20 protein-coding genes (1 of these 20 only partly in view) are annotated in these 20959 nt (G+C 61.8%); 9 read left to right on the forward strand and 11 right to left on the reverse strand.

The features are described from left to right. Positions 1–30 precede the first annotated feature (30 nt). Together arfB and QTL56_RS15250 are read left to right on the forward strand one after the other, a co-directional pair. Positions 31–465 carry an alternative ribosome rescue aminoacyl-tRNA hydrolase ArfB gene (gene arfB, locus QTL56_RS15245; RefSeq protein ID WP_245137477.1) on the forward strand — a complete coding sequence of 145 codons (435 nt, stop codon included), beginning with the start codon at positions 31–33 and terminating at the stop codon, positions 463–465. Between the two features lie 2 nt (positions 466–467). Beyond that, complete coding sequence (locus QTL56_RS15250) at positions 468–1097, forward strand: alpha-ketoglutarate-dependent dioxygenase AlkB (RefSeq protein WP_245137217.1); 630 nt, start codon at positions 468–470, stop codon at positions 1095–1097. A 15-nt stretch (positions 1098–1112) separates the two neighbouring features. On the opposite strand, the gene coaA is transcribed toward QTL56_RS15250, so the two are convergent. The 6 genes from coaA to hisB form a co-directional block, all read right to left on the reverse strand. Further along, positions 1113–2108: a type I pantothenate kinase gene (gene coaA, locus QTL56_RS15255; RefSeq protein ID WP_229575352.1), complete on the reverse strand. Its 996-nt coding sequence runs from the start codon at positions 2106–2108 to the stop codon at positions 1113–1115. After that, a complete protein-coding gene (locus tag QTL56_RS15260) occupies positions 2105–2428 on the reverse strand; it encodes a phosphoribosyl-ATP diphosphatase (RefSeq protein WP_245137216.1) in 324 nt (107 codons plus the stop codon). Before QTL56_RS15260 ends, coaA begins: the two co-directional genes overlap by 4 nt. A gap of 16 nt (positions 2429–2444) precedes the next feature. Further along, positions 2445–3221, reverse strand: coding sequence for an imidazole glycerol phosphate synthase subunit HisF (gene hisF / locus QTL56_RS15265; RefSeq protein WP_245137215.1), 777 nt, complete (start codon positions 3219–3221; stop codon positions 2445–2447). A 10-nt stretch (positions 3222–3231) separates the two neighbouring features. Further along, on the reverse strand, positions 3232–3966 hold the full coding sequence (hisA, locus tag QTL56_RS15270) for a 1-(5-phosphoribosyl)-5-[(5-phosphoribosylamino)methylideneamino]imidazole-4-carboxamide isomerase (RefSeq protein WP_245137214.1): 735 nt from the start codon (positions 3964–3966) through the stop codon (positions 3232–3234). 17 nt (positions 3967–3983) lie between these two features. Further along, complete coding sequence (gene hisH / locus QTL56_RS15275; protein WP_245137213.1) at positions 3984–4634, reverse strand: imidazole glycerol phosphate synthase subunit HisH; 651 nt, start codon at positions 4632–4634, stop codon at positions 3984–3986. An 84-nt stretch (positions 4635–4718) separates the two neighbouring features. Next, a complete protein-coding gene (hisB, locus tag QTL56_RS15280) occupies positions 4719–5315 on the reverse strand; it encodes an imidazoleglycerol-phosphate dehydratase HisB (RefSeq protein WP_245137212.1) in 597 nt (198 codons plus the stop codon). A 200-nt stretch (positions 5316–5515) separates the two neighbouring features. Between hisB and hslV the strand changes: the two genes are divergently transcribed. From hslV to QTL56_RS15310, 6 genes are all read left to right on the forward strand, one after another. Then, positions 5516–6043, forward strand: coding sequence for an ATP-dependent protease subunit HslV (hslV, locus tag QTL56_RS15285; protein ID WP_245137211.1), 528 nt, complete (start codon positions 5516–5518; stop codon positions 6041–6043). 66 nt (positions 6044–6109) lie between these two features. Beyond that, positions 6110–7417 carry an ATP-dependent protease ATPase subunit HslU gene (gene hslU / locus QTL56_RS15290; RefSeq protein ID WP_245137210.1) on the forward strand — a complete coding sequence of 436 codons (1308 nt, stop codon included), beginning with the start codon at positions 6110–6112 and terminating at the stop codon, positions 7415–7417. Positions 7418–7534: 117 nt separating this feature from the next. Next, a complete protein-coding gene (locus tag QTL56_RS15295) occupies positions 7535–8533 on the forward strand; it encodes a DUF1402 family protein (protein ID WP_370660299.1) in 999 nt (332 codons plus the stop codon). Between the two features lie 38 nt (positions 8534–8571). Continuing rightward, a complete protein-coding gene (locus tag QTL56_RS15300) occupies positions 8572–9975 on the forward strand; it encodes a cytochrome P450 (RefSeq protein WP_245137209.1) in 1404 nt (467 codons plus the stop codon). Positions 9976–10073: 98 nt separating this feature from the next. Beyond that, positions 10074–12077 carry a hydantoinase/oxoprolinase N-terminal domain-containing protein gene (locus QTL56_RS15305; protein ID WP_245137208.1) on the forward strand — a complete coding sequence of 668 codons (2004 nt, stop codon included), beginning with the start codon at positions 10074–10076 and terminating at the stop codon, positions 12075–12077. A 103-nt stretch (positions 12078–12180) separates the two neighbouring features. Next, positions 12181–14352 carry a malate synthase G gene (locus QTL56_RS15310; protein WP_229575363.1) on the forward strand — a complete coding sequence of 724 codons (2172 nt, stop codon included), beginning with the start codon at positions 12181–12183 and terminating at the stop codon, positions 14350–14352. A gap of 89 nt (positions 14353–14441) precedes the next feature. Here QTL56_RS15310 and QTL56_RS15315 read toward each other — a convergent pair whose 3' ends face one another. Then, on the reverse strand, positions 14442–15107 hold the full coding sequence (locus QTL56_RS15315; protein ID WP_245137207.1) for a L,D-transpeptidase: 666 nt from the start codon (positions 15105–15107) through the stop codon (positions 14442–14444). A 177-nt stretch (positions 15108–15284) separates the two neighbouring features. Here QTL56_RS15315 and QTL56_RS15320 point away from each other — a divergent pair, with 177 nt between their 5' ends. Further along, positions 15285–15767, forward strand: coding sequence for an MmcB family DNA repair protein (locus QTL56_RS15320; RefSeq protein ID WP_245137206.1), 483 nt, complete (start codon positions 15285–15287; stop codon positions 15765–15767). 1 nt (position 15768) lies between these two features. Here QTL56_RS15320 and QTL56_RS15325 read toward each other — a convergent pair whose 3' ends face one another. From QTL56_RS15325 to lhpI, 4 genes are all read right to left on the reverse strand, one after another. Continuing rightward, a complete protein-coding gene (locus tag QTL56_RS15325) occupies positions 15769–16365 on the reverse strand; it encodes an ActR/PrrA/RegA family redox response regulator transcription factor (protein ID WP_245137205.1) in 597 nt (198 codons plus the stop codon). A gap of 71 nt (positions 16366–16436) precedes the next feature. Continuing rightward, entirely contained in the window at positions 16437–17738 is a 1302-nt protein-coding gene (locus QTL56_RS15330; protein ID WP_245137204.1) for an ActS/PrrB/RegB family redox-sensitive histidine kinase, read from the reverse strand. 25 nt (positions 17739–17763) lie between these two features. After that, a complete protein-coding gene (hrpB, locus tag QTL56_RS15335; protein WP_245137476.1) occupies positions 17764–20241 on the reverse strand; it encodes an ATP-dependent helicase HrpB in 2478 nt (825 codons plus the stop codon). Beyond that, positions 20235–20959: the 3' portion of a bifunctional Delta(1)-pyrroline-2-carboxylate/Delta(1)-piperideine-2-carboxylate reductase gene (gene lhpI / locus QTL56_RS15340; RefSeq protein ID WP_245137203.1), read on the reverse strand. Its footprint extends 229 nt past the window's final position; the window shows 725 of its 954 coding nt (coding positions 230–954); the start codon falls outside the window, past its right edge; it ends in the stop codon at positions 20235–20237. The genes hrpB and lhpI overlap by 7 nt, the downstream gene beginning before the upstream one ends.

Below are 20959 nucleotides of genomic sequence, written 5' to 3' on the forward strand. Positions count from 1 at the left end.
GATATGGAAGCCGAGAAAGAGACCGATGACATGGCAAGCGAACCGCTAGAGATCAACAACCGCATCACGATCGCCGGCTGGGAGCTGACGGAACAGTTTGTGCTGGCGGGCGGCCCGGGCGGTCAGAACGTCAACAAGGTCTCGACCGCTGTCCAGCTCTTCTTCAATCTGCTCGGATCTCCGGCGCTCAATGATCGCGTGAAGCAGAACGCTGCCAGGCTCGCCGGCAAGCGCCTTTCCAAGGAAGGCGTGCTGATGATCGAGGCCAGCCGCTTCCGCAGCCAGGACCGCAATCGCGAGGATGCCCGCGATCGCCTCAAGGAACTGCTGTTGGAGGCTGCCAAGCCGCCACCGCCGCCCCGCAGGAAGACAAAGCCGACGAAGGGTTCGATCGAACGGCGCCTCAAGGAAAAGTCCGGCCGCTCGGATGTGAAGAAGATGCGCGGCAAGCCGTCGGGGGATTGAGCATGGCCGCAACGAAAGCCGAGATCAGCCTCCAGCCCGGTCTTTCCTACCTGCCGGGACGTCTTTCGCGCGACGAGCAGGAGAACCTTGTCGATATCATCCGCGCCATCGTCGCCGAGGCACCGCTCTATGTTCCCGTCATGCCCGGCTCCGGTCGTCCCATGTCGGTGCGCATGACGAATTGCGGACCGCTCGGCTGGGTGACCGACAAGGAGCGTGGCTATCGGTACCAGCCGACGCATCCTCTGACAGGTCGCCCCTGGCCCGGTATCCCGCAGGTGCTGCTAGACCTCTGGCGGGAGCTCTCCGGTTTCGAAAAAGACCCCGAGGCCTGCCTCGTCAACTTTTATGCCGACGACGCCAGGATGGGGCTGCACCAGGATCGCGACGAAGCTGATCTCTCGGCCCCCGTCCTCTCGATCTCGCTTGGAAACACCTGTCTTTTCCGTGTCGGCGGTCTATCCCGCACCGACCGGACGAAATCCTTGAAGCTCGAAAGCGGCGACGTGTTCATTCTCGGTGGTGAAGGTCGTCTGTGCTTCCACGGCGTTGATCGGATCTATCCCGGGACGTCGACCCTGCTCAAATCCGGCGGCCGGATCAACCTGACGCTTCGCCGGGTCAATCCATAGCCGGTGATCGATCGCCTACAGTTTTCGGAGCGCTACCGTCTCGACGAGATGATTGGCGCCCTTGCGGAGAATCAGATCCGCGCGTGGACGGGTGGGCAAGATATTCTCCCGAAGGTTCTTCAGGTTGATGTTCGTCCAGAGCCCCTCGGCGATCTCGTTGGCCTCTTCCTCGCTGATCGTCGCATAACGATGGAAGTAGGAGTTGGGATCGCGGAATGCGGTTTGACGCAATTTCATGAAGCGATCGACATACCAGCGGTGTGTCGCGTTCTCATCGGCGTCGATATAGATCGAAAAATCGAAGAAGTCAGAGACCATTGGCACGATCTTGCCGTCGGCGGGAAGGTTGCGCGACTGAAGGACGTTGATGCCCTCGAAGATCAGGATATCGGGACGATCGATCACCCGATGCTCGTTCGGAAGCACGTCATAGGTGAGGTGCGAATAGCTGGGCGCCTTGACGTTGGGCAATCCGGCCTTGATGGCAGACAGGAAGCGCAGCAGCGCGCCGACATCGTAGCTTTCCGGAAAACCTTTGCGGTTCAGGATACCGTTCTTCACCAGATGAGCGTTGGGATAGAGAAAACCGTCGGTGGTGACGAGGTCGACCTTCGGGCTGGACGGCCAGCGAGCAAGAAGCTCTTGCAGCACACGCGCGGTCGTCGACTTGCCGACGGCCACGGATCCGGCAATGCCGATCACGAAGGGTGTCTTGAAGACATCCGACAGGCTTAGAAAGCGGTTGCGCTGCTCGAACAGCAACTGCGAGGATTCCACGTGCGAAGAGAGAAGACGCGACAGCGAGAGATAAATTCGCCTGACTTCATCGAGATCGATCGGGTCGTCGATCGAGCGCAGGCGATGAACTTCGTCAGCTGTGAGCGTCAACGGGGTGTCAGCCCGGAAATGCGCCCATTCCTCGGAACCGAAGAAGTGATAGGGAGAATAGCCGTTCGCCTGGAAATGATCGAGGACGTCTGGCGTTTCGGGGTCCCGCATAGCTACCGTCATGGATCCTGCCGACTGGCCTTTTCGCTCAGGCCCGTCTGAGCGGTCCGGCGCTCAAGTTCCTGCATTACTGCTTGTAAAGGGATGTCCGCAATTTTCAATACGACCATCAGGTGATAGAGCAAGTCCGCGCTCTCATAGACGAGGTTTTCGCGGTCTTGCCTGACCGCAGCCATCACAGTCTCGATCGCCTCTTCACCGAGCTTCTTGGCTGCCTTGCCTTGGCCGCCTGCCACGAGTTTCGCCGTCCAGGATTCGCCGGGGTCGGCTGCCGCGCGGCGGGCAACGATCGTTTCCAGATCGGCGAGGGTAAATATGGTCATGGCGGGCCTTTCCGCGTCAGTCGAGACGCATGGCGATTCCGGCTGCGGCCATGTGGGCCTTGGCCTCAGCAATCGAATGGGTGCCGAAATGGAAGATCGAGGCTGCAAGCACCGCAGTTGCATGACCATCGCGGATGCCGGCGACCAGATCATCGAGATTGCCGACGCCGCCGGACGCGATGACGGGCACGCGAACACTGTCGGCGATCGTGCGGGTGAGGCCGATATCGTAACCGCTCTTGGTCCCGTCCCGGTCCATGGAGGTGACCAGCAGTTCGCCGGCTCCACGCTCGACCATCTTCAACGCGAATTCGACCGCATCGATCCCGGTCGGCTGGCGTCCGCCATGGGTGAAGATCTCCCAGCGATCCGCTTCGCCGGCTGCAGAAACCTTCTTTGCATCGATCGACACGACGATACACTGGTTGCCGAACTTGTCGGCGGCTTCCGCGACGAAATCGGGGTTTTTCACCGCTGCCGAATTGATCGAAACCTTGTCGGCGCCGCAAAGCAGGAGCTTGCGGATGTCGGCAACGGCGCGGACGCCACCACCAACGGTCAGCGGCATGAAGCAATGGTCCGCCGTCTGTGCAACCACGTCGAAGATCGTATCGCGGTTGTCGGAAGACGCGGTGATGTCGAGGAAGCAGAGTTCGTCGGCGCCGGCAGCGTCATAGGCCTTGGCCGCCTCGACCGGATCACCGGCATCGATGAGATCGACGAAATTGACGCCCTTGACGACACGGCCGTCCTTGACGTCGAGGCAGGGGATCACACGGGCCTTGAGTGTCATGGTCTTGTCCTCAGCCTCTCGCAGCCTTGATCAGATCAAGTGCCTCTGCGGGGTCGATACGCCCATCATAGAGCGCGCGGCCCGAAATCGCACCTTCGAGCTTTCTCGCATCCGGCTCAAGCATGCGCTTGATGTCTTCGATCGAGGCGAGGCCGCCGGACGCAATCACGGGGATCGAAACGGCAGCGGCGAGTTCCAGTGTCGAGGCCCAGTTGATCCCGGTCAGGATCCCGTCACGGTCGATATCGGTATAGATGATCGCCGCGACGCCAGCGCCTTCGAAACGCTTTGCAAGTTCGATCACCCCGAGTTCGGATGCCTCGGCCCAGCCCTCGACAGCAACCTTGCCACCCTTGGCGTCGATGCCGACCGCAACCTGCCCGGGGAAGCGTTTGCAGGCTTCGATGACGAGAGCCGGATCACGCACAGCCACCGTACCCAGGATAACGCGCGACAGCCCGCGCGACAGCCAGCTTTCGATATGGTCGATCGTGCGGATGCCGCCGCCCAGCTGCACCGGATTCGTGGTTGCCTTGAGGATCGCATCGACGGCAGCGCCATTGACGCTTTCACCGGCAAAGGCGCCGTTGAGATCGACGACATGCAGCCATTCGAAGCCCTGGTCCTCGAAGGCACGCGCCTGGGCTGCCGGATCGGGATTGTAGACAGTAGCCTGCTCCATGTCGCCCAGCTTGAGGCGAACACACTGGCCGTCCTTGAGGTCGATGGCGGGAAAGAGGATCATGGGAGTATCCGTGCCCTTCAGGGCGTCCAGGTCAGAAAATTGGCGATGAGCTTCAGGCCGAGTGCCTGGCTCTTCTCGGGATGGAATTGCGCACCCACCATATTGTCGCGCCCGACAAAGGCGGTCATGGCACCACCGTAATCGGTCGTTGCGATCACATCCTCGGGTTTGTGCGCGGCGAGATGGTATGAATGCACGAAATAGGCATGCAGCCCGTCCGGCCCGGTGGGAATGCCCTGGAATAGCGGATGCGGACGATTGAGCGTCAGCGTATTCCAGCCGATCTGGGGGATCTTGAGAGAAGGATCGGACGGCGTCATTTCAACGACATCCCCTTCTATCCAGCCGAAGCCGTCGGTCACTGTCTTCTCGAGCCCGCGCGATGACATGAGCTGCATGCCGACGCAGATACCGAAGAAGGGGCGTCCCTTTGCCTCGACAACTTCAGCGATGGCGTCATGCATGCCGGGTACGGCATCGAGACCCTGCCGACAATCGGCATAGGCACCGACACCCGGAAGCACGATCCGGTCGGCGGTGGCAACGCGTTCGGCCTTGTCCGTAAGCTCGATCTCGGCGTCGAGGCCAGCCTCGCGGGCGGCCCGTTCAAAGGCTTTTGTGGCCGAGCGCAGATTGCCCGAGCCGTAGTCGATGATAGCTATACGCATGTCTTCCAGTCCTTTCTGCTCGACGGTTCGGGTTCAACGTGCGAACCGGAGCAAGGTGGCAGCTTCCCTCGGGGAAGATACCCCTTAAACCAGGGTGCCCTTGGTGGAGGGGATACGGTTTGCCTGCCGCGGGTCGACTTCGGTTGCCGACCGAAGGGCACGCGCGACCGCCTTGAAGCAGGTCTCGGCGATATGGTGATTGTTCGCGCCATAATGGTTCAGCACATGCAGCGTGATCCCGGCGTTCTGGGCGAATGCCTGGAAGAATTCACGCACCAGTTCGGTGTCGAATGTGCCGATCTTCGGCGCGCTGAAATCGACATTCCAGACCAGGAACGGTCGGCCGGAGACATCGATGGCCGCCTTGGTCATGGTCTCGTCCATGGCAAGGTCGATCGAGGCGTAGCGCGTAATGCCCTTGCGGTCGCCCAGTGCCTTCGAAATCGCCTGGCCGAGCGCGATGCCCGTGTCCTCGACGGTGTGGTGATCGTCGATATGCAGGTCACCCGTCACGTCGATGTCCATGTCAATCAGCGAGTGGCGGCAGAGCTGGTCGAGCATATGGTCGAAGAAGCCCACGCCCGTCGAAATCTTGCCCGTTCCGGTGCCGTCGATATGGACGAAAACCGAGACCGAGGTTTCGTTGGTCTTGCGGGAAACTTCGCCTTTACGCTCTGCCATTTGGCTGCTCCATGAGGATCTCGGCCCTCCCATAACAGCAGGGCGGTGAAATATCCAGAAGTTACATTGCGCTGCCGCAAGGCGGCGCTGGAGGTTTTGCGGCAGATTGCAATCGTTGAAAGCCCACTTACATAGGAACCGACAAACCCGGGCTTGAAGCCCGTTCCACAAGGCCCGCCAGGGCGGGTGACAGGTGACTGATGACAACGATTATTACCGTACGCAAGGACGGCAAGGTGGTGATGGCGGGTGACGGCCAGGTGAGCCTCGGCCAGACCGTTATGAAGAGCAATGCCCGCAAGGTCCGTCGCATCGGCAAGGGCGGCGAGGTGATCGCCGGTTTCGCCGGCGCGACGGCCGATGCCTTCACCCTTCTCGATCGTCTCGAAAAGAAACTCGAGCAGTATCCCGGCCAATTGATGCGCGCCGCCGTCGAGCTCGCCAAGGACTGGCGCACCGACAAGTATCTGCGCAATCTTGAGGCCATGATGCTGGTCGCCGACAAGTCGATCACGCTCGCAATCACAGGCAACGGCGACGTCCTGGAGCCAGAACATGGAACGATTGCAATCGGCTCCGGAGGAAACTTCGCTTTTGCCGCCGCACGCGCCCTGATGGACAGCGACCGCTCGGCGGAAGACATCGCGACACGCGCACTCACCATCGCCGGCGAGATTTGCGTCTACACCAACAACAACATGGTGGTTGAAACCCTGGACGCCGTCTGACCACTACCGGAAACCCCACTGCAAGCGACGATGCGCGGCTCTGCAGCATCGTGAGGAGCACCCTGAATGACCAATTTCTCCCCGCGCGAGATCGTCTCCGAGCTCGACCGCCACATCATTGGCCAGCATGACGCCAAGCGTGCCGTCGCGATCGCGTTGCGCAACCGCTGGCGTCGTCAGCAGCTCTCGGAAGATCTCCGCGACGAGGTCATGCCGAAGAATATCCTGATGATCGGACCGACCGGTGTCGGCAAGACGGAGATCTCCCGTCGCCTGGCCAAGCTCGCAGGCGCCCCGTTCATAAAGGTCGAGGCCACCAAGTTCACCGAGGTCGGCTATGTCGGCCGCGATGTCGAGCAGATCATTCGTGATCTGGTGGAGATCGGCATCGCGCTTATCCGTGACAAGAAGCGGCAGGAAGTCCAGGCCAAGGCGCATCAGCTGGCCGAAGAGCGCGTGCTCGACGCTCTGGTGGGAGCGACAGCATCACCGGCCACTCGCGACAGTTTCCGCAAGAAGTTGCGCAGTGGCGAACTGGACGACAAGGAAATCGACATCGAGGTCGCCGACAGCGGCTCCGGCGCGCCCGGTTTCGAGGTCCCCGGCATGCCGGGTGCGAATATCGGCATCCTCAACCTGTCCGAAATGTTCGGCAAGGCCATGGGCAACCGCACCAAGAAGGTGCGGACCACGGTCAAGGCGTCGTATGGCGACCTGATCCGTGACGAATCGGACAAGCTGATCGACAACGAAGTTATCCAGCGCGAAGCGATGCGGGCTGTCGAGAATGACGGCATCGTTTTCCTCGACGAAATCGACAAGATCGCCGCCCGGGAGGGCGCAATGGGCGCCGGCGTATCGCGTGAAGGCGTGCAGCGTGATCTGCTGCCGCTCGTCGAAGGCACGACGGTTGCGACCAAGTATGGACCGGTGAAGACCGATCACATCCTTTTCATCGCGTCGGGCGCATTCCACGTCTCCAAACCGTCGGACCTCCTGCCGGAACTGCAAGGCCGTCTGCCGATCCGGGTCGAGCTGAAGCCGCTGACGAAGGAAGATTTTCGCCGCATCCTGACCGAAACCGAAGCAAGTCTGATCCGCCAGTACAAAGCGCTGATGGCGACCGAAGAGCTGAACCTCGATTTCACCGAAGACGCAATCGATGCACTTGCAGATGTGGCAGTCCAGCTCAATGGCACGGTCGAAAACATCGGCGCCCGTCGCCTGCAGACGGTTATGGAGCGTGTTCTCGACGAGATTTCGTTCCATGCACCGGATCGGGGCGGTTCGGCGGTCATGATCGACTCGGCCTATGTTCAGCAGCATGTTGGCGATCTCGCTGCCAACACGGACTTGAGCCGCTTTATCCTGTGATCTTTGTGCATCTATGGGTCGCTTTCACCCCGGACGTGCCGGGAAAGTGAAAGCGCCCCGTATCGACAATACAGGCAGGCCTTATGTAAGGAGTGCCGCTGTCGGGTGTCGGCCACCATGCGTCGCCAATCCGTTCAAGGACAAATGTCCGAGGGGCCGCGCATCGTGCTGAACATTACCAGGATCATCGTCGTCGCATTGGGGCTGTCCGGGCTCGCTCCCGCAGTGACCTTCGCTGCCGACAAGGTGCCTTCGGGCAATCGCAATGCAGAGCAGCCGGCCATCCCGGGCGCCTCGGTACGACGCACCAAGGCCGGCAAGACCAGTTTCGACGTGAAGTATGAAAAGGTCCGGGATCTCCTGCGCACGGACTCAGCGCTCGTTGGGAAGATCAAGAAGACCGCCTCCGCATACGGTATTGCGCCCATTCACATGGTCGGGGCGATCGTGGGTGAACATACCTATAATGTCGACGCCTATGACAGCCTGCAGAGCTACTATGTGAAGGCGGCTTCCTATGCTGGCAACACCTTCCGCTTTGGCTACAAGGACGAAAGCATTTCCGACTTCGTCAGCCGGTCGGAATTTGCTGAATGCAACGGCTTTTCGGATTCCTATCGCCTGTGGACCTGCCGGGAGAATGTCTGGGAGGACAGCTTTCGTGGAAAGTCGGTAAGCGGTGTGTCCTATCCCAACAATCGCTTCAGCGCCGTCTTCTTCCAGCCCTTCTATGCCGGCCAGACTTTCGGTCTGGGTCAGATCAATCCGCTGACGGCGTTGATGCTGTCGGATCTGGTGCATGAAAAATCCGGCTATCGGAAGCTGGACGAAGATGATGCAGCAGACGTTTACAAGGCGATCATGGATCCGGATATTTCACTCGCCTTCATGGCTGCCGTGATCCGCAAGTCCATCGATGATTACCGTCAGATCGCGGATGTCGACATCTCCGGGAACCCCGGCATCACGGCCACGCTTTTCAACATTGGTGGCTCGCAGCAGCGTGCACAGGCGCTTGCATCCCGGCGGGCGGGTGGTTCGGCCAACTGGCCGGAGGAAAACTATTATGGCTGGCTGATCAACGATCGGCTGGACGAGCTTGAGGCTCTGCTCTAACTCCTGAGGGGGCGTCTAAGCCCTCGAAGGAGCATGACATGGACGCCAGTGTGCGGAAATCGACCTTTGAGCCGCCGGCACCTGTGCCGCGCACGGTCCCGCCCAGCCGGCTCGAAATCATCCGAACTGTGCTGCGTAATCCGCTCGAACTCTGGGGCACGCCGTCCTACACTTGGCCGTGGATTGTCACCCGCTTCTTTGGCCAGACTACCATTATCGCCAATGATCCCGGCCTGATCCGGCATGTGCTGGTCGACAATGCGTCGAACTACGAAATGTCCGAGATCCGCCAGCTCGTGCTCAGACCCATTTTGCGCGATGGTCTTCTGACGGCCGAGGGACCTGTCTGGAAGCGCTCCCGCAAGGCTATGGCTCCCGTCTTCACCCCGCGCCACGCGCGCGGCTTCGCACGCCAGATGCGCGAACAGAGTGAGCTTTTCCTCGATCGGTATCAATCGGATGGGCAAGGTGTTGTTCGTGACGTCGCTGTCGACATGACGGAGCTCACCTATGCGATCCTCTCCGAATGCCTGTTTTCGGGCGGCATCGTCTCCGAGCAGGGCGATTTCGCCAAGGATGTCGACGATCTGCTGCACAGCATGGGGCGGATCGATCCCTTGGACCTGCTGAAGGCACCCAAGTGGATCCCGCGTCTGACCCGCATTCGGGGTCTCGGTGTGCTTCGCAAGTTTCGCGAGCTGGTGCGCCGGACGATGGATCATCGTCGTGCGATCATCAGAACGGAGCGCGAAAAGGCACCGGATGATTTCCTGACGCTCCTGCTTGAACTTGAGCGGCCCGACGGCCTGACCTCTGCGGAAATCGAAGACAATATCCTGACCTTCATAGGGGCTGGCCACGAGACCACGGCGCGCGCCCTGGCCTGGACACTCTATTGCGTAGCGCATTGCCCTGACGTCCGGGAGGCGATGGAGCGTGAGATCGACACCGTCACTGCCTCCGGCGTCGATCCGGTGGAGTGGCTCGACCAGATGCCGCATGTGCGGGCCTCTTTCGAGGAAGCCATGCGGCTCTATCCGCCTGCACCCTCTATCAACCGCGACGCCATTGCCGACGATCGATATACGGCGCCCAACGGTGAAGTCGTGGAGATTGCCAAGGGGACGACGGTCCTGGTCATGCCCTGGACGCTGCATCGCCATGAGCTCTACTGGGACAAGCCAAGGCTCTTTGATCCGTCGCGCTTCTTGCCCGGTGAGCGGGAAAAGATCGGCCGCTTTCAGTATCTGCCTTTCGGGGCAGGGCCGCGCGTCTGCATTGGAGCCACCTTCGCGCTGCAGGAGGCAGTCATTGCGCTCGCCGTTCTCATGCACCGTTTCCGTTTCGAGACAACGCCGCAGACGAATCCATGGCCCGTGCAGAAGCTCACCACCCAGCCGGCCGGTGGGCTTCCGATGCGGATCATCCCGCGCAAGCCGTAATGCGGCGTCATCCTGCCGCTCCTTCGCTGGAAATCGAACCGAGGCCTGTGCCATAAGGGATGCGGCGCCATACCGGCGGGCACTATGGGGAAGACTGCGTGACATCCGATTACATGCTGGGCATCGATACCGGCGGCACCTATACCGACGCCGTGATCTACAGCGAGGAGCATGGGATTGTCGCCAAGGCGAAGTCTCTGACCACCCGCCACGACCTGTCGATCGGCATATCGGGCGCACTCGAAAGCGTCCTGTCCGAATCAGCGATTGATCCGACTTCCATCGGTCTGGTTTCACTCTCGACGACACTCGCAACAAACGCTCTGGTGGAAGGGCAGGGTGGTCGCGCCGGCCTGATCATGATCGGCTTCGGGCCGGAAGATCTGAAGCGCGACGGTCTGGCCGATGCGCTCGGCAATGATCCGGTGCTTTTCATTGCCGGCGGCCACGATGTCCATGGCAATGAAACGCCCTTTGATGCAGCCGCCCTGGAGGCCGCCCTTCCCGAACTCTCGGCCAATGTTTCCTCCTTTGCGATCGCCGGCTATTTCGCCGTTCGCAATCCGGCGCACGAACAAAGGGCGCGTGACATTATTCGCCGCCATTCCGGCCTGCCGGTGACCTGCAGCCACGAGCTCTCTTCGAAGCTCGGAGGGCCGCGCCGGGCGCTGACCACGCTTCTCAATGCCCGTCTCGTTGCCATGATCGACCGGTTGATTGGCTCGGCCGAGCGTTACCTTCTCGATCGTGGAATTTACGCACCCCTGATGGTCGTGCGCGGCGATGGTGCGCTGATTTCCGCTGGCGAAGCCCGCCTCCGACCGATCGAGACAATTCTCTCTGGTCCTGCCGCAAGCCTTGTGGGCGCTCGCCACCTGACCGGCCTCGACGATGCCGTTGTGTCCGATATCGGCGGCACCACCACCGATGTCGCCGTTATGGAGGCGGGCCAACCGCGCCTCGATCAGGACGGTGCGGTGGTCGGTGGCTACAGGACCATGGTCGAAGCTGTGGCCATGCGGACTTTCGGTCTCGGTGGCGATTCGGAAGTCCGTTTCGATGACCGAGGTCTCGCGGCGAAAATCGCGCTTGGCCCGCGGCGCCTCGTTCCCTTGAGCCTCGCGGCAGCCCTGCACGGAACGGCCATCACCGACGTGCTCGAGCGCCAGCTTCGCGCGCCGCATCTCGGTCGGCATGACGGGCGATTCGCCGTGCGCACCGGCGTGCCCGATCACCTCGCAGCCGGCCTCCAGCCACAGGAGGCAGCGCTGTTCCAGAAGATCGGCACTGTCCCGCTGCCGCTCGACCAGCTGATCAGCTTCACCCAGCAGAAGGCAACACTCGATCGGCTCGTCGCGCGCGGCCTCGTCCATATTTGCGGGCTTACACCCTCGGATGCCATGCATGTCCTCGGGCGTCAGGGCCAATGGAACCGTGAGGCCGCCGAACTTGGCATGCTGCTGGCGATCCGCCAGAAAGATGGAGCGGGGCAACCGATTGCCAAATCTGCTGAAGTCCTGTCTCAGCTCATCGTCGACCGCCTCACGCGCCAGTCTGCGGAGGTCATTCTCTCGGCGGCCCTTGCCGAAGATGGGCTCGCAGACGTCGAGCCTGCGAAATCTGTACTGATCGACCGCGCCCTCCGGCGCCAGTCGGGCATTGCTCGTTTCAGCCTCTCCCTCGATCGTCCGCTGATCGGCCTCGGTGCGTCCGCTGGCGTCTACTATCCGGCAATCGCCGAAATGCTGGCCTCCGATTTCGCCGTGCCCGAAGATGCCGATGTGGCCAACGCCGTGGGCGCAGTTGTCGGACAGGTGCGCAGCAGCGTCGCTGTGACGGTGACCTCGCCGGAGGAAGGGCTCTTCATCATCACCGGCGGCGGCGATAGCGAGCGCGTCGCAGACGAGGAAAAGGCCCTTGTCGCCGCGCGCCACCGTGCAACCGGACTCGCGCGTGCAAGGGCTGAGGCGAGTGGCGCAATCGATGTCGTGCTGCTCCTCAAGGAAGAGCACGACGCCCCGGAAATCGAGGGGCGGCGCAAGCTGGTGGAAGCGCGCGTCACGGCAACGGCTACGGGCCGGCCGAGAACGGCCCGTAGCTGACTTTCCAATTTGGAAAGAATATTTCTAATTTATGCCAGATTGACTGCAAATGCGTTTCGGGGATGCTGTAAGCCACAGCGACATGAGTGCGAGGAGTGACGTCATGACATCAGTTGTAACCCATGGACTTTCGATCGACAGGCGCCTGCACGATTTCATCGTTTCCCAGGCGATCCCTGGAACGCAGGTTGAGGCCGACTCATTCTTCGCCGGCCTCTCGAAGATCGTTCACGAACTCGCACCGAAGAATCGGGTGCTGCTTGCAAAGCGGGATGCTTTGCAGGCGCAGATCGACGCCTGGTACCGCCAGAACGGTGCGCCGTCCGATCTCGCCGCCTATGAGGAATTCCTGCGGGAGATCGGCTATCTCCTGCCCGAGGGGCCCGACTTCAAGATTGCGACGGCCAATGTCGACCCGGAAATCTCGACCACGGCCGGCCCGCAGCTTGTCGTCCCCGTCATGAACGCCCGCTATGCCCTGAATGCCGCCAACGCTCGCTGGGGATCCCTGTACGACGCCCTCTATGGCACGGATGCCATTCCCGACACGGAGGGTGCGGAGAAGGGCAAGGGCTACAATCCCGTCCGTGGGGGCAAGGTCATCGCCTGGGTCCGCAGCTTCCTCGATCGTTCCGCACCGCTCGCGGCCGGCGCCTGGGACAAGGTCGCCACGCTCTCGATCGAGAACGGCGCGCTTTCGGTTCGTCTCGAAGATGGGGGCATGACCGGCCTTGCCGATCCGTCCCAATTTGCCGGATATCTCGGCGAGACCTCCGCGCCTTCCAGTATTTTCCTGCGCAAGAACGCCCTTCATGTCGAGATCCTCGTCGACAAGACCGGTGTCATCGGCAAAAGCGATCCCGCCGGCATCAATGACTGCCGCCTGGAATCGGCAATCACGACCATCATGGACTGTGAGGATTCAGTCGCAGCCGTCGACGCGGAAGACAAGGTCGTCATCTATTCGAATTGGCTCGGCCTGATGAAGGGCGATCTGACGGAAGATGTCTCGAAGGGCGGCAAGACCTTCACCCGCGCGCTGAACGCCGACGTCACGCTGACGGGCCCGGATGGTGCTTCCATCAGTTTGCCCGGCCGGTCGCTCATGCTGATCCGCAATGTCGGCCACCTCATGACGAATCCGGCGATCACCGACGGCGATGGAAACGAGGTGCCTGAAGGCATCATGGATGCGGCCGTCACGGCCCTGATCGCGCTGCATGACATCGGCCCGAACGGCCGCCGCAAAAACTCTCGCGCTGGCTCCATGTATGTCGTCAAGCCGAAGATGCATGGGCCTGAAGAGGTCGCCTTCGCTTGCGAGATCTTCTCGGCGGTCGAAGAACTCGTCGGCATGGCGCCCAATACCATCAAGATGGGCATCATGGACGAGGAGCGCCGCACCACCGTCAATCTGAAGGAGTGCATTCGCGCCGCCCGTGACCGTGTCGTCTTCATCAACACCGGGTTCCTGGATCGTACCGGTGACGAAATCCACACCTCGATGGAAGCCGGACCGATGATCCGCAAGGGCGACATGAAGCAGGCAGCCTGGATATCGGCCTATGAAAACTGGAACGTCGATATCGGCCTCGAATGCGGCCTGTCCGGACACGCCCAGATCGGCAAGGGCATGTGGGCCATGCCGGACCTGATGGCAGCCATGCTGGAGCAGAAGATCGCTCATCCGAAGGCAGGCGCAAACACGGCCTGGGTCCCGTCACCGACCGCAGCGACACTGCATGCTACTCATTATCACAGCGTCAACGTCGCCGACGTGCAGAAGAGTTTGACGTCCCGGCCGCGCGCAAAACTGGCCGATATTCTCTCGGTTCCGGTTGCAACCCGTCCCAATTGGACGCCGGAGGAGATCCAGCGCGAACTCGACAACAATGCCCAGGGCATCCTTGGCTATGTCGTGCGCTGGATCGATCAGGGCGTCGGCTGCTCCAAAGTCCCTGACATCAACAATGTCGGGCTGATGGAAGATCGCGCCACGCTGCGGATCTCGGCCCAGCATATGGCCAATTGGCTCCATCATGGTGTCGTCACGGAAGCACAGGTTGTGGAGACGATGAAGCGCATGGCCGTCGTCGTTGATGGACAGAATGCCGGCGACGCAGCCTATACGCCGATGGCCGGCGACTATGACGGTTCGATCGCATTCCATGCGGCGCTTGAGCTCGTCCTGAAGGGCCGGGAGCAGCCGAACGGTTACACCGAGCCGGTCCTCCATCGCCGCCGCATCGAACTCAAGGCGAAAGCTGCCGCCTGAAGCGGCGGCAATCCGTGATGCAGACCTGAAACGAGAAGACCCGCCGGATCGCTCCGGCGGGTCTTTTTGTCAATCCATATGCCAGCAGTCTATTGCTGGACGACAACCTTGGAATTACGGCCCGGCTTCACCCGGTTATAAAGGTCGATCACGTCCTGGTTCATCATGCGAATGCAGCCCGAGGATGCCGCTGTTCCGATAGAGGCCCATTCCGGCGTGCCGTGAAGGCGGAACAGCGTGTCCTGGCCCCTCTCGTTGAAGAGATACATGGCGCGCGCCCCAAGCGGGTTTCGCAGGCCGGGATCCATGCCCTTCTCGACATATTTGGCGACCTCAGGCTTGCGCTCGGCCATTTCCTTCGGCGGGTGCCAAGTCGGCCAGGCCTGCTTCCAGGCGATATAGGCTTCACCCTGCCAGGCAAACCCCTGCTTGCCGACGCCGATACCGTAACGAACGGCCTTGCCACGCGGCATGATGTAATAGAGGAAGCGCTCGCGCGTGTTCACGACGACAGTGCCGGGTTTTTCGGTGGTCGCATAATCGACAATTTGTCGATGAAACTTCTTGTCGACCTTCTGGATCGGAATGGCGGGCAGGGCGTAACCTGCATCCGTCACGGAGCCGTAGGAATCGCTGAAGATCTGGACTTTCGTGGTTTCGGCGACTTCGGTTTTGTCGCCGGTCGTCGTCGTGCAGCCCGCGAGGCCTAGAGACGTAACCAGGCCGAGCGCGGTCAGTATATTGCGGAAGCGCATGAGAAAGCTCGTGGGTGATGGCGGGGAGATGGTCTTGTGACCATCATTGATTATGGTTTATTTTGGATTAACCTCGGCAACGCAAGTGCCGTACTTCCGCCGATTGTTTTCGGCGATGCAAAATGACTCCGCATTGCTTTTTTGCAACAGACTTGAGCACGCGGAGCGGAGTTATCCATGACCTTAGTCTCTATCGCGGTAAACAACCCCTTAATCGATGGACGACAGTCCGACCGTGCGATGATGATTCGACGCGGCGTACAGATCCTTCTGGCCGATATGCGCTTCGCCATCTTGCCGGAGTTGACGCTGTCCAACGGACGGCGGGCCGACCTCATCGCACTGTCGGACAAGGGAGAGATCTGGATTATCGAGATCAAGTCCTCGATCGAGGACTTTCGCGTCGACAGGAAGTGGCCCGACTATCGCCGCTACTGCGACCGCCTCTTCTTCGCCACGCATGCGGGCGTGCCTCTGGAAATCTTCCCGGAAGACTGTGGCCTGTTCCTGTCGGACGGATTCTCGGGCCATATGCTCAGGGAAGCACCAGAACATCGGCTCGCCCCCGCAACGCGAAAATCAGTGACCCTGGATTTCTCGAGGGCAGCCGCACAGAGGCTTCTCGCTGCCGAATGGGCGGCCCAGCTCACATCGGGCTGAATTATTTCGGTGCCCGCTTCGCCAGTATGCGCTGCAACGTGCGGCGATGCATGTTCAGACGCCGCGCCGTCTCCGACACGTTCCGCTCGCAGCTTTCATAGACGCGCTGGATGTGTTCCCAGCGGATGCGGTCGGCAGACATCGGGTTCTCGGGGATCTCGGCCTTTTCCCCGGGCCGCTGCGTCAGCGCCAGATAGACATCGTCTGCATCGGCAGGCTTGGCGAGATAGTCGAGCGCCCCGAGTTTGACGGCAGTGACCGCCGTCGCGATATTGCCATAACCGGTCAAGACGATGATGCGGGTATCGGAGCGGCGTTCCCGGATCGCTTCGATCACGTCGAGCCCGGTGCCGTCACCGAGCCGCAGATCAACGACCGCATAGCTCGGCGCGGCTTCCTTTGCCTTGGCGATCCCCTCGGCGACAGAACCGGCCAACTCGACCACGAAGCCACGACTTTCCATGGCGCGCGCCAGACGGCGCAGAAACGGTGCGTCGTCATCGACGATCAGGAGTGATGGATCATGACCAAGATCGCCATTGCCCGCTGCTTGCGTGCCTGCGGTGAGTTTTGCCACCTGTGATGCTGCGTCTGCCATTGTCTTGTTCCTGCGACTGTTCGAAAAACTGCGCTGTCTACCTTATGCGGGCAAAGCCCCCACAGGCAAAGTCATAACGACGTGTCCAATTCCATGTATTCGCGCGGCCAGTTGACCACGACGCGCGCCCCGGAACCCTCGGGACTGCGGTTTTCGAACCGGAGAGTGCCACCGGATCGTTCGAGCAAAGTCTTTGCAATGAACAATCCGAGCCCGAGGCCACCGGCACGGGTGTCGCTCTGCCTGCTGGTAACATAGGGCTCACCAATTCTTTGCAAGACCCCTGCGGAGAATCCGGCCCCATCATCCTCGATCGTGACAGTCACATCGCTTGCCGTATGTTCGACACTGACCGTCACGTTGGAACGCGCATAATCCACGGCGTTTTCGAGCAGGTTTCCGAGACCATAGAGAATGGCGGGGTTGCGGGTCCCGATGGGCTCACGCGCGCGTTCGGAAAGCTCGACCAGTTCGACCTTCACGCCGAATTCCCGGTGCGGGGCGATCACCTCTTCGATCATCGATGACAGGGGAAGCGCGCGCATATGTGCCTCCCCGTCCGATGCCAGGGACGTCAGGCGTCGCAGAATGTCGCGGCAGCGTTCGCTCTGACTGCGCAGCAGCTGCACGTCCTCCCGGTACCGCTCGTCCTGGCCCAGATCCCGTTCCATTTCCTTGGCGACCACGCTGATCGTCGCCAGTGGCGTACCGAGTTCATGGGCGGCGGCGGCGGCGAGTCCATCCAGTTGATGCAGGTGTTTTTCACGCTGAAGGATCAGTTCTGTCGCCGTCAGGGCGTCTGCGAGCAGGCTCGCCTCCTGCGAAACGCGATAGGCATAGAAGGCGGCGAAGGCCGTCATCGACACGATGGAACTCCACATGCCCAGCTGCAACAGCGGATGCACTTCGAGTGTCCGGCCTTCGAACCAGGGGAGGGGATAGGGGGTGAAGGCGAGAAGCGTGATGAAGGCGAGCGCCGTGATGAAGAGGGCAATCGAATGACGGCTCGGCTGTGACGCGAAGGAAATGATGACGGGAATGCAGATCAGCGGCGCGAAGGGATTGTTCAGGCCACCGGTAATGAAGAGCAGCGCCCCCATCTGGAAGAGATCGAGCGCCAGCACTGCAAAGGCCGCCGCCGGCTCCAGACGATAGGTCGACGGAAAAGCGACGGAGAGCGCCGAATTGGCGGCCGCGAGCGCCGCGATCAGGCCGAGGCACGTCATCAGCGGCAATGTGAAATCGAACCACAGCGCCACGATCAGGATGGTCAGCAATTGGCCGGCGACGGCGACCCAGCGCAACTTCACCAGCGTTTCGAGCCGAAGACGCCGGCTGCTGGGACCGAATTTGGCGGCAAGATCCATGCTCATTTCCATTGCCTTCCTTGCCGCGTCCTCAGGTCCCGCGGGGTTTCGCTCGTGCCGTGGGCTGCGCAGAAGCAGGTTCCTCCGGCCAGGGATGTTTCGGATAGCGACCCCGCATTTCGGCGCGCACATCCTTCCAGGATCCGGCCCAGAAGCCCGGGAGATCCCGCGTGGTCTGAATGGGTCGATGCGCAGGCGAGGTCAACTCCAGAAGCAGTGGCAATTTGCCGCCGCCGATTGTCGGATGCGACTTCAACCCGAAGAGCTCCTGCACCCTGATCTGGAGGACAGGTTCTTCGCCATCATAGCGGATCGGGTGCGACTGTCCTGTCGGGGCCGTGAAGTGCGTCGGCACGAGCCTGTCGAGCTCCCGCTGCGATCCCCCGGGCACCAGCGCCATGAGACCGTCATGCAGGCTGCCGGCAGTCACCTCCGGAAAGCGCGTTACCCCGGATTGAAAGGGAACGAACCACGCGTCGAGCCGCGCCAGAAGACCCTCGTCGCTGGTATCCGGCCAGGCCTCGCCGAGGCTGCGATACAGGAAGCCCAGGCGCTGGCGGAGCTGTTCAGCCGCCTTGGAGAAAGGCAGTGCGGCGAGGCCGACCATCCGGACCCCGTCGGCAAGCGCCCTGGCGGCCTCGTCTCCCTTGGGCTTGGCGAGGGGTTGTTCGTCAAAGACAATCGCGCCCAGTCGCGTCACCCGCCTCGCGCGCACCTGCCGGCTCGCCGGATCGAATCCGCTTTCATCGGCGGTCTGGATGGCATGCGGGGTGAACAGTTCGATATCGCTGCGCGTGATCTCGGCAGCCGCGAGCACGCGCGCCTGTGCGGCTTTTCCGGTGAGATCGGCAATGACCAGCAGTTCGGCGCCCGCCAGTCTCTCGCTGGCCCCGATCTCGGCACCACGCCCATTGGCCATGACGAAACGGCCGCGTCCGCCACGCTGCCGTGCAATCCGGTCCGGAAAGGCATGGATCAGGAGTGCACCGGCCGAACTTGTCGGCACATCCGTCGCATCATCCGTGTGATCGGCAAATCCCGCCGCAAGACGTTGGGCCAGATTGCGGGCGTTGCGCGCCCGGTCTCCCCTGTCCCGGCGAAACTGCCGCAATCTTTCGTCGAGATCGAGATCGCTCCCCCCCAGCCCCTGTTCGGTGAGAAGCACTGCCAGTTCCGCGGCGGCCCGTCCCTGGCCGTGTTCGGAAGCGCCGAGCACCATGGCCGCGAGCCGCGGCGGCAGGCCGAAATTGCGCATGCGGCGACCCTTGGCCGTCAGCTGGATGGACTCGTCCAGCGCGCCGAGCCCCACCAGGAGCTGCCGGGCCTCTTTGAGCGCCGCCTCGGGCGGCATGTCGAGCAACAGGAGCTGGCCTGGGTCGGCAACACCCCAATGCGCCATGTCCAGCGCGAGACCGGAGAGATCACTCGAGAGGATTTCCGGCGGCGTGAAGGCGGGAAGCGCCGCCGTCTGTCCTGCGTGCCAGAGCCGGATCGCAATACCCGGTTCCGTTCTGCCGGCGCGTCCTGCACGCTGGTCTGCGGATGCCCGCGAAACGCGAGCCGTCTCCAGCCGGGTGATGCCCGTCGACGGCTCGTAGACGGGAAGCCGCTGCAAGCCGCTGTCGATCACCACGCGCACACCATCGATGGTGATCGAAGTTTCCGCGATCGATGTGGATAGGACCACCTTGCGCGTGCCAGCCCTTGCGGGCCGGATCGCGGCGTCCTGTTCGGCCTGGCTGAGCAATCCGTAGAGCGGAGCAATCATGACATCGGTCGCGATCTTTCCCTCGAGCCGTTCGGCCACCCGCCGGATTTCCGCCTGGCCCGGCAGGAAGGCGAGGATCGACCCTGTCTCTTCGGCGAGCGTCTTGAGCACCGTCGCGGCCACGGCATCTTCGACACGTTCGTCGCCGGGCCTGTCGCGATGGCGTATCTCTACAGGATAGCTTCGCCCGTCGCTGATGATCACCGGCGGCTCACAAAGCAGAGACGCGATACGATCGACATCGAGCGTCGCCGACATCACGACGAGCCGAAGATCCGGTCGGAGCACCGATTGGGCGTCGAGCGCGAGTGCAAGGCCGAGATCGGCGTCGAGAGAGCGCTCGTGAAACTCGTCGAAGATCACGGCCGCGGCGCCGCGCAGTTCCGGGTCGTCGAGGATCATCCGGACGAAGACGCCTTCGGTCACCACCTCGATCCGTGTCCGACCGCTGATCCTGTTGTCGAGCCGCATGCGATAGCCGACTGTTTCCCCGACCGTCTCTCCGAGCAGCGAGGCCATGCGGGATGCCGCAGCCCTGGCCGCAAGTCTCCGCGGTTCGAGCATTATGATGCGCCCGTCGCCACGCCACGCCTGCTTCAGAAGGTGCAGTGGAACGAGTGTCGTCTTGCCCGCGCCCGGAGGCGCCGAGAGCACGGCACGATTGCCAGCCTCGAGCGCCGCGGCAAGAGGCCCGAGTTTGTCGGTGACCGGAAGAAGGGGAAGTGCAGGACGGGTCACGATCCGGTGCTGTCCCGCATGGCGGTTTGATAGGCGAGGATTGCCCCGGCGAGATCTTCGAGTGCTGCCCCGACGGATTTGAACAGGGTGATCTCGTCCGGGCTCTTGCGCCCTTCGGCGCCCCGCACGAGTTCTGACAGCTCCGCCTGTACATGATCGCGTGAGATGATACCGGAAGCGATCGGCTGCAGGATATCGCCGGCTTCTGCAAATGCGCCTGCGCGCGTATCGACAAAGACACGAGCCCGTCGCACAGCTTCGTCGTCGCTCTCGCGCATCTCTTTGGTAAAGGCGCCGATCAGGTCGAGGTGGCTCCCGGGCTTCAGCCATTCGCCTCTGATCAGCGGACCGCGCGACAGCGTCGCACAGGAGATGATGTCGGCTTCCCGCGTCGCGGCTTCGAGATCGCCGACAACCTTGACCGCGTAACCGAGCGCGCGGGCATCGGCTGCCGCCCGTGCAGCCTTCTCCTTGTCGCGTCCCCAGATCGAGACCTGGCTGATCGGTCGCACACGGCTATGAGCTTCCACCAGATTGACGCAAAGGCGACCTGTCCCGACGACGAGCAGGTTCGATGCGTCCTTTCGGGCGAGATGCCGTGCGGCGAGTGCCGATGCGGCGGCCGTCCGCCGGGCGGTCAGTTCTCCCCCGTCGATGACGGCGAGCAATTCGCCCGTCTGTCCGGACGAAAGCAGATAGCTGCCATGGATGGCGGGCAGGG

The organism is Peteryoungia algae (assembly GCF_030369675.1).
GTDB lineage: Bacteria > Pseudomonadota > Alphaproteobacteria > Rhizobiales > Rhizobiaceae > Allorhizobium > Allorhizobium algae.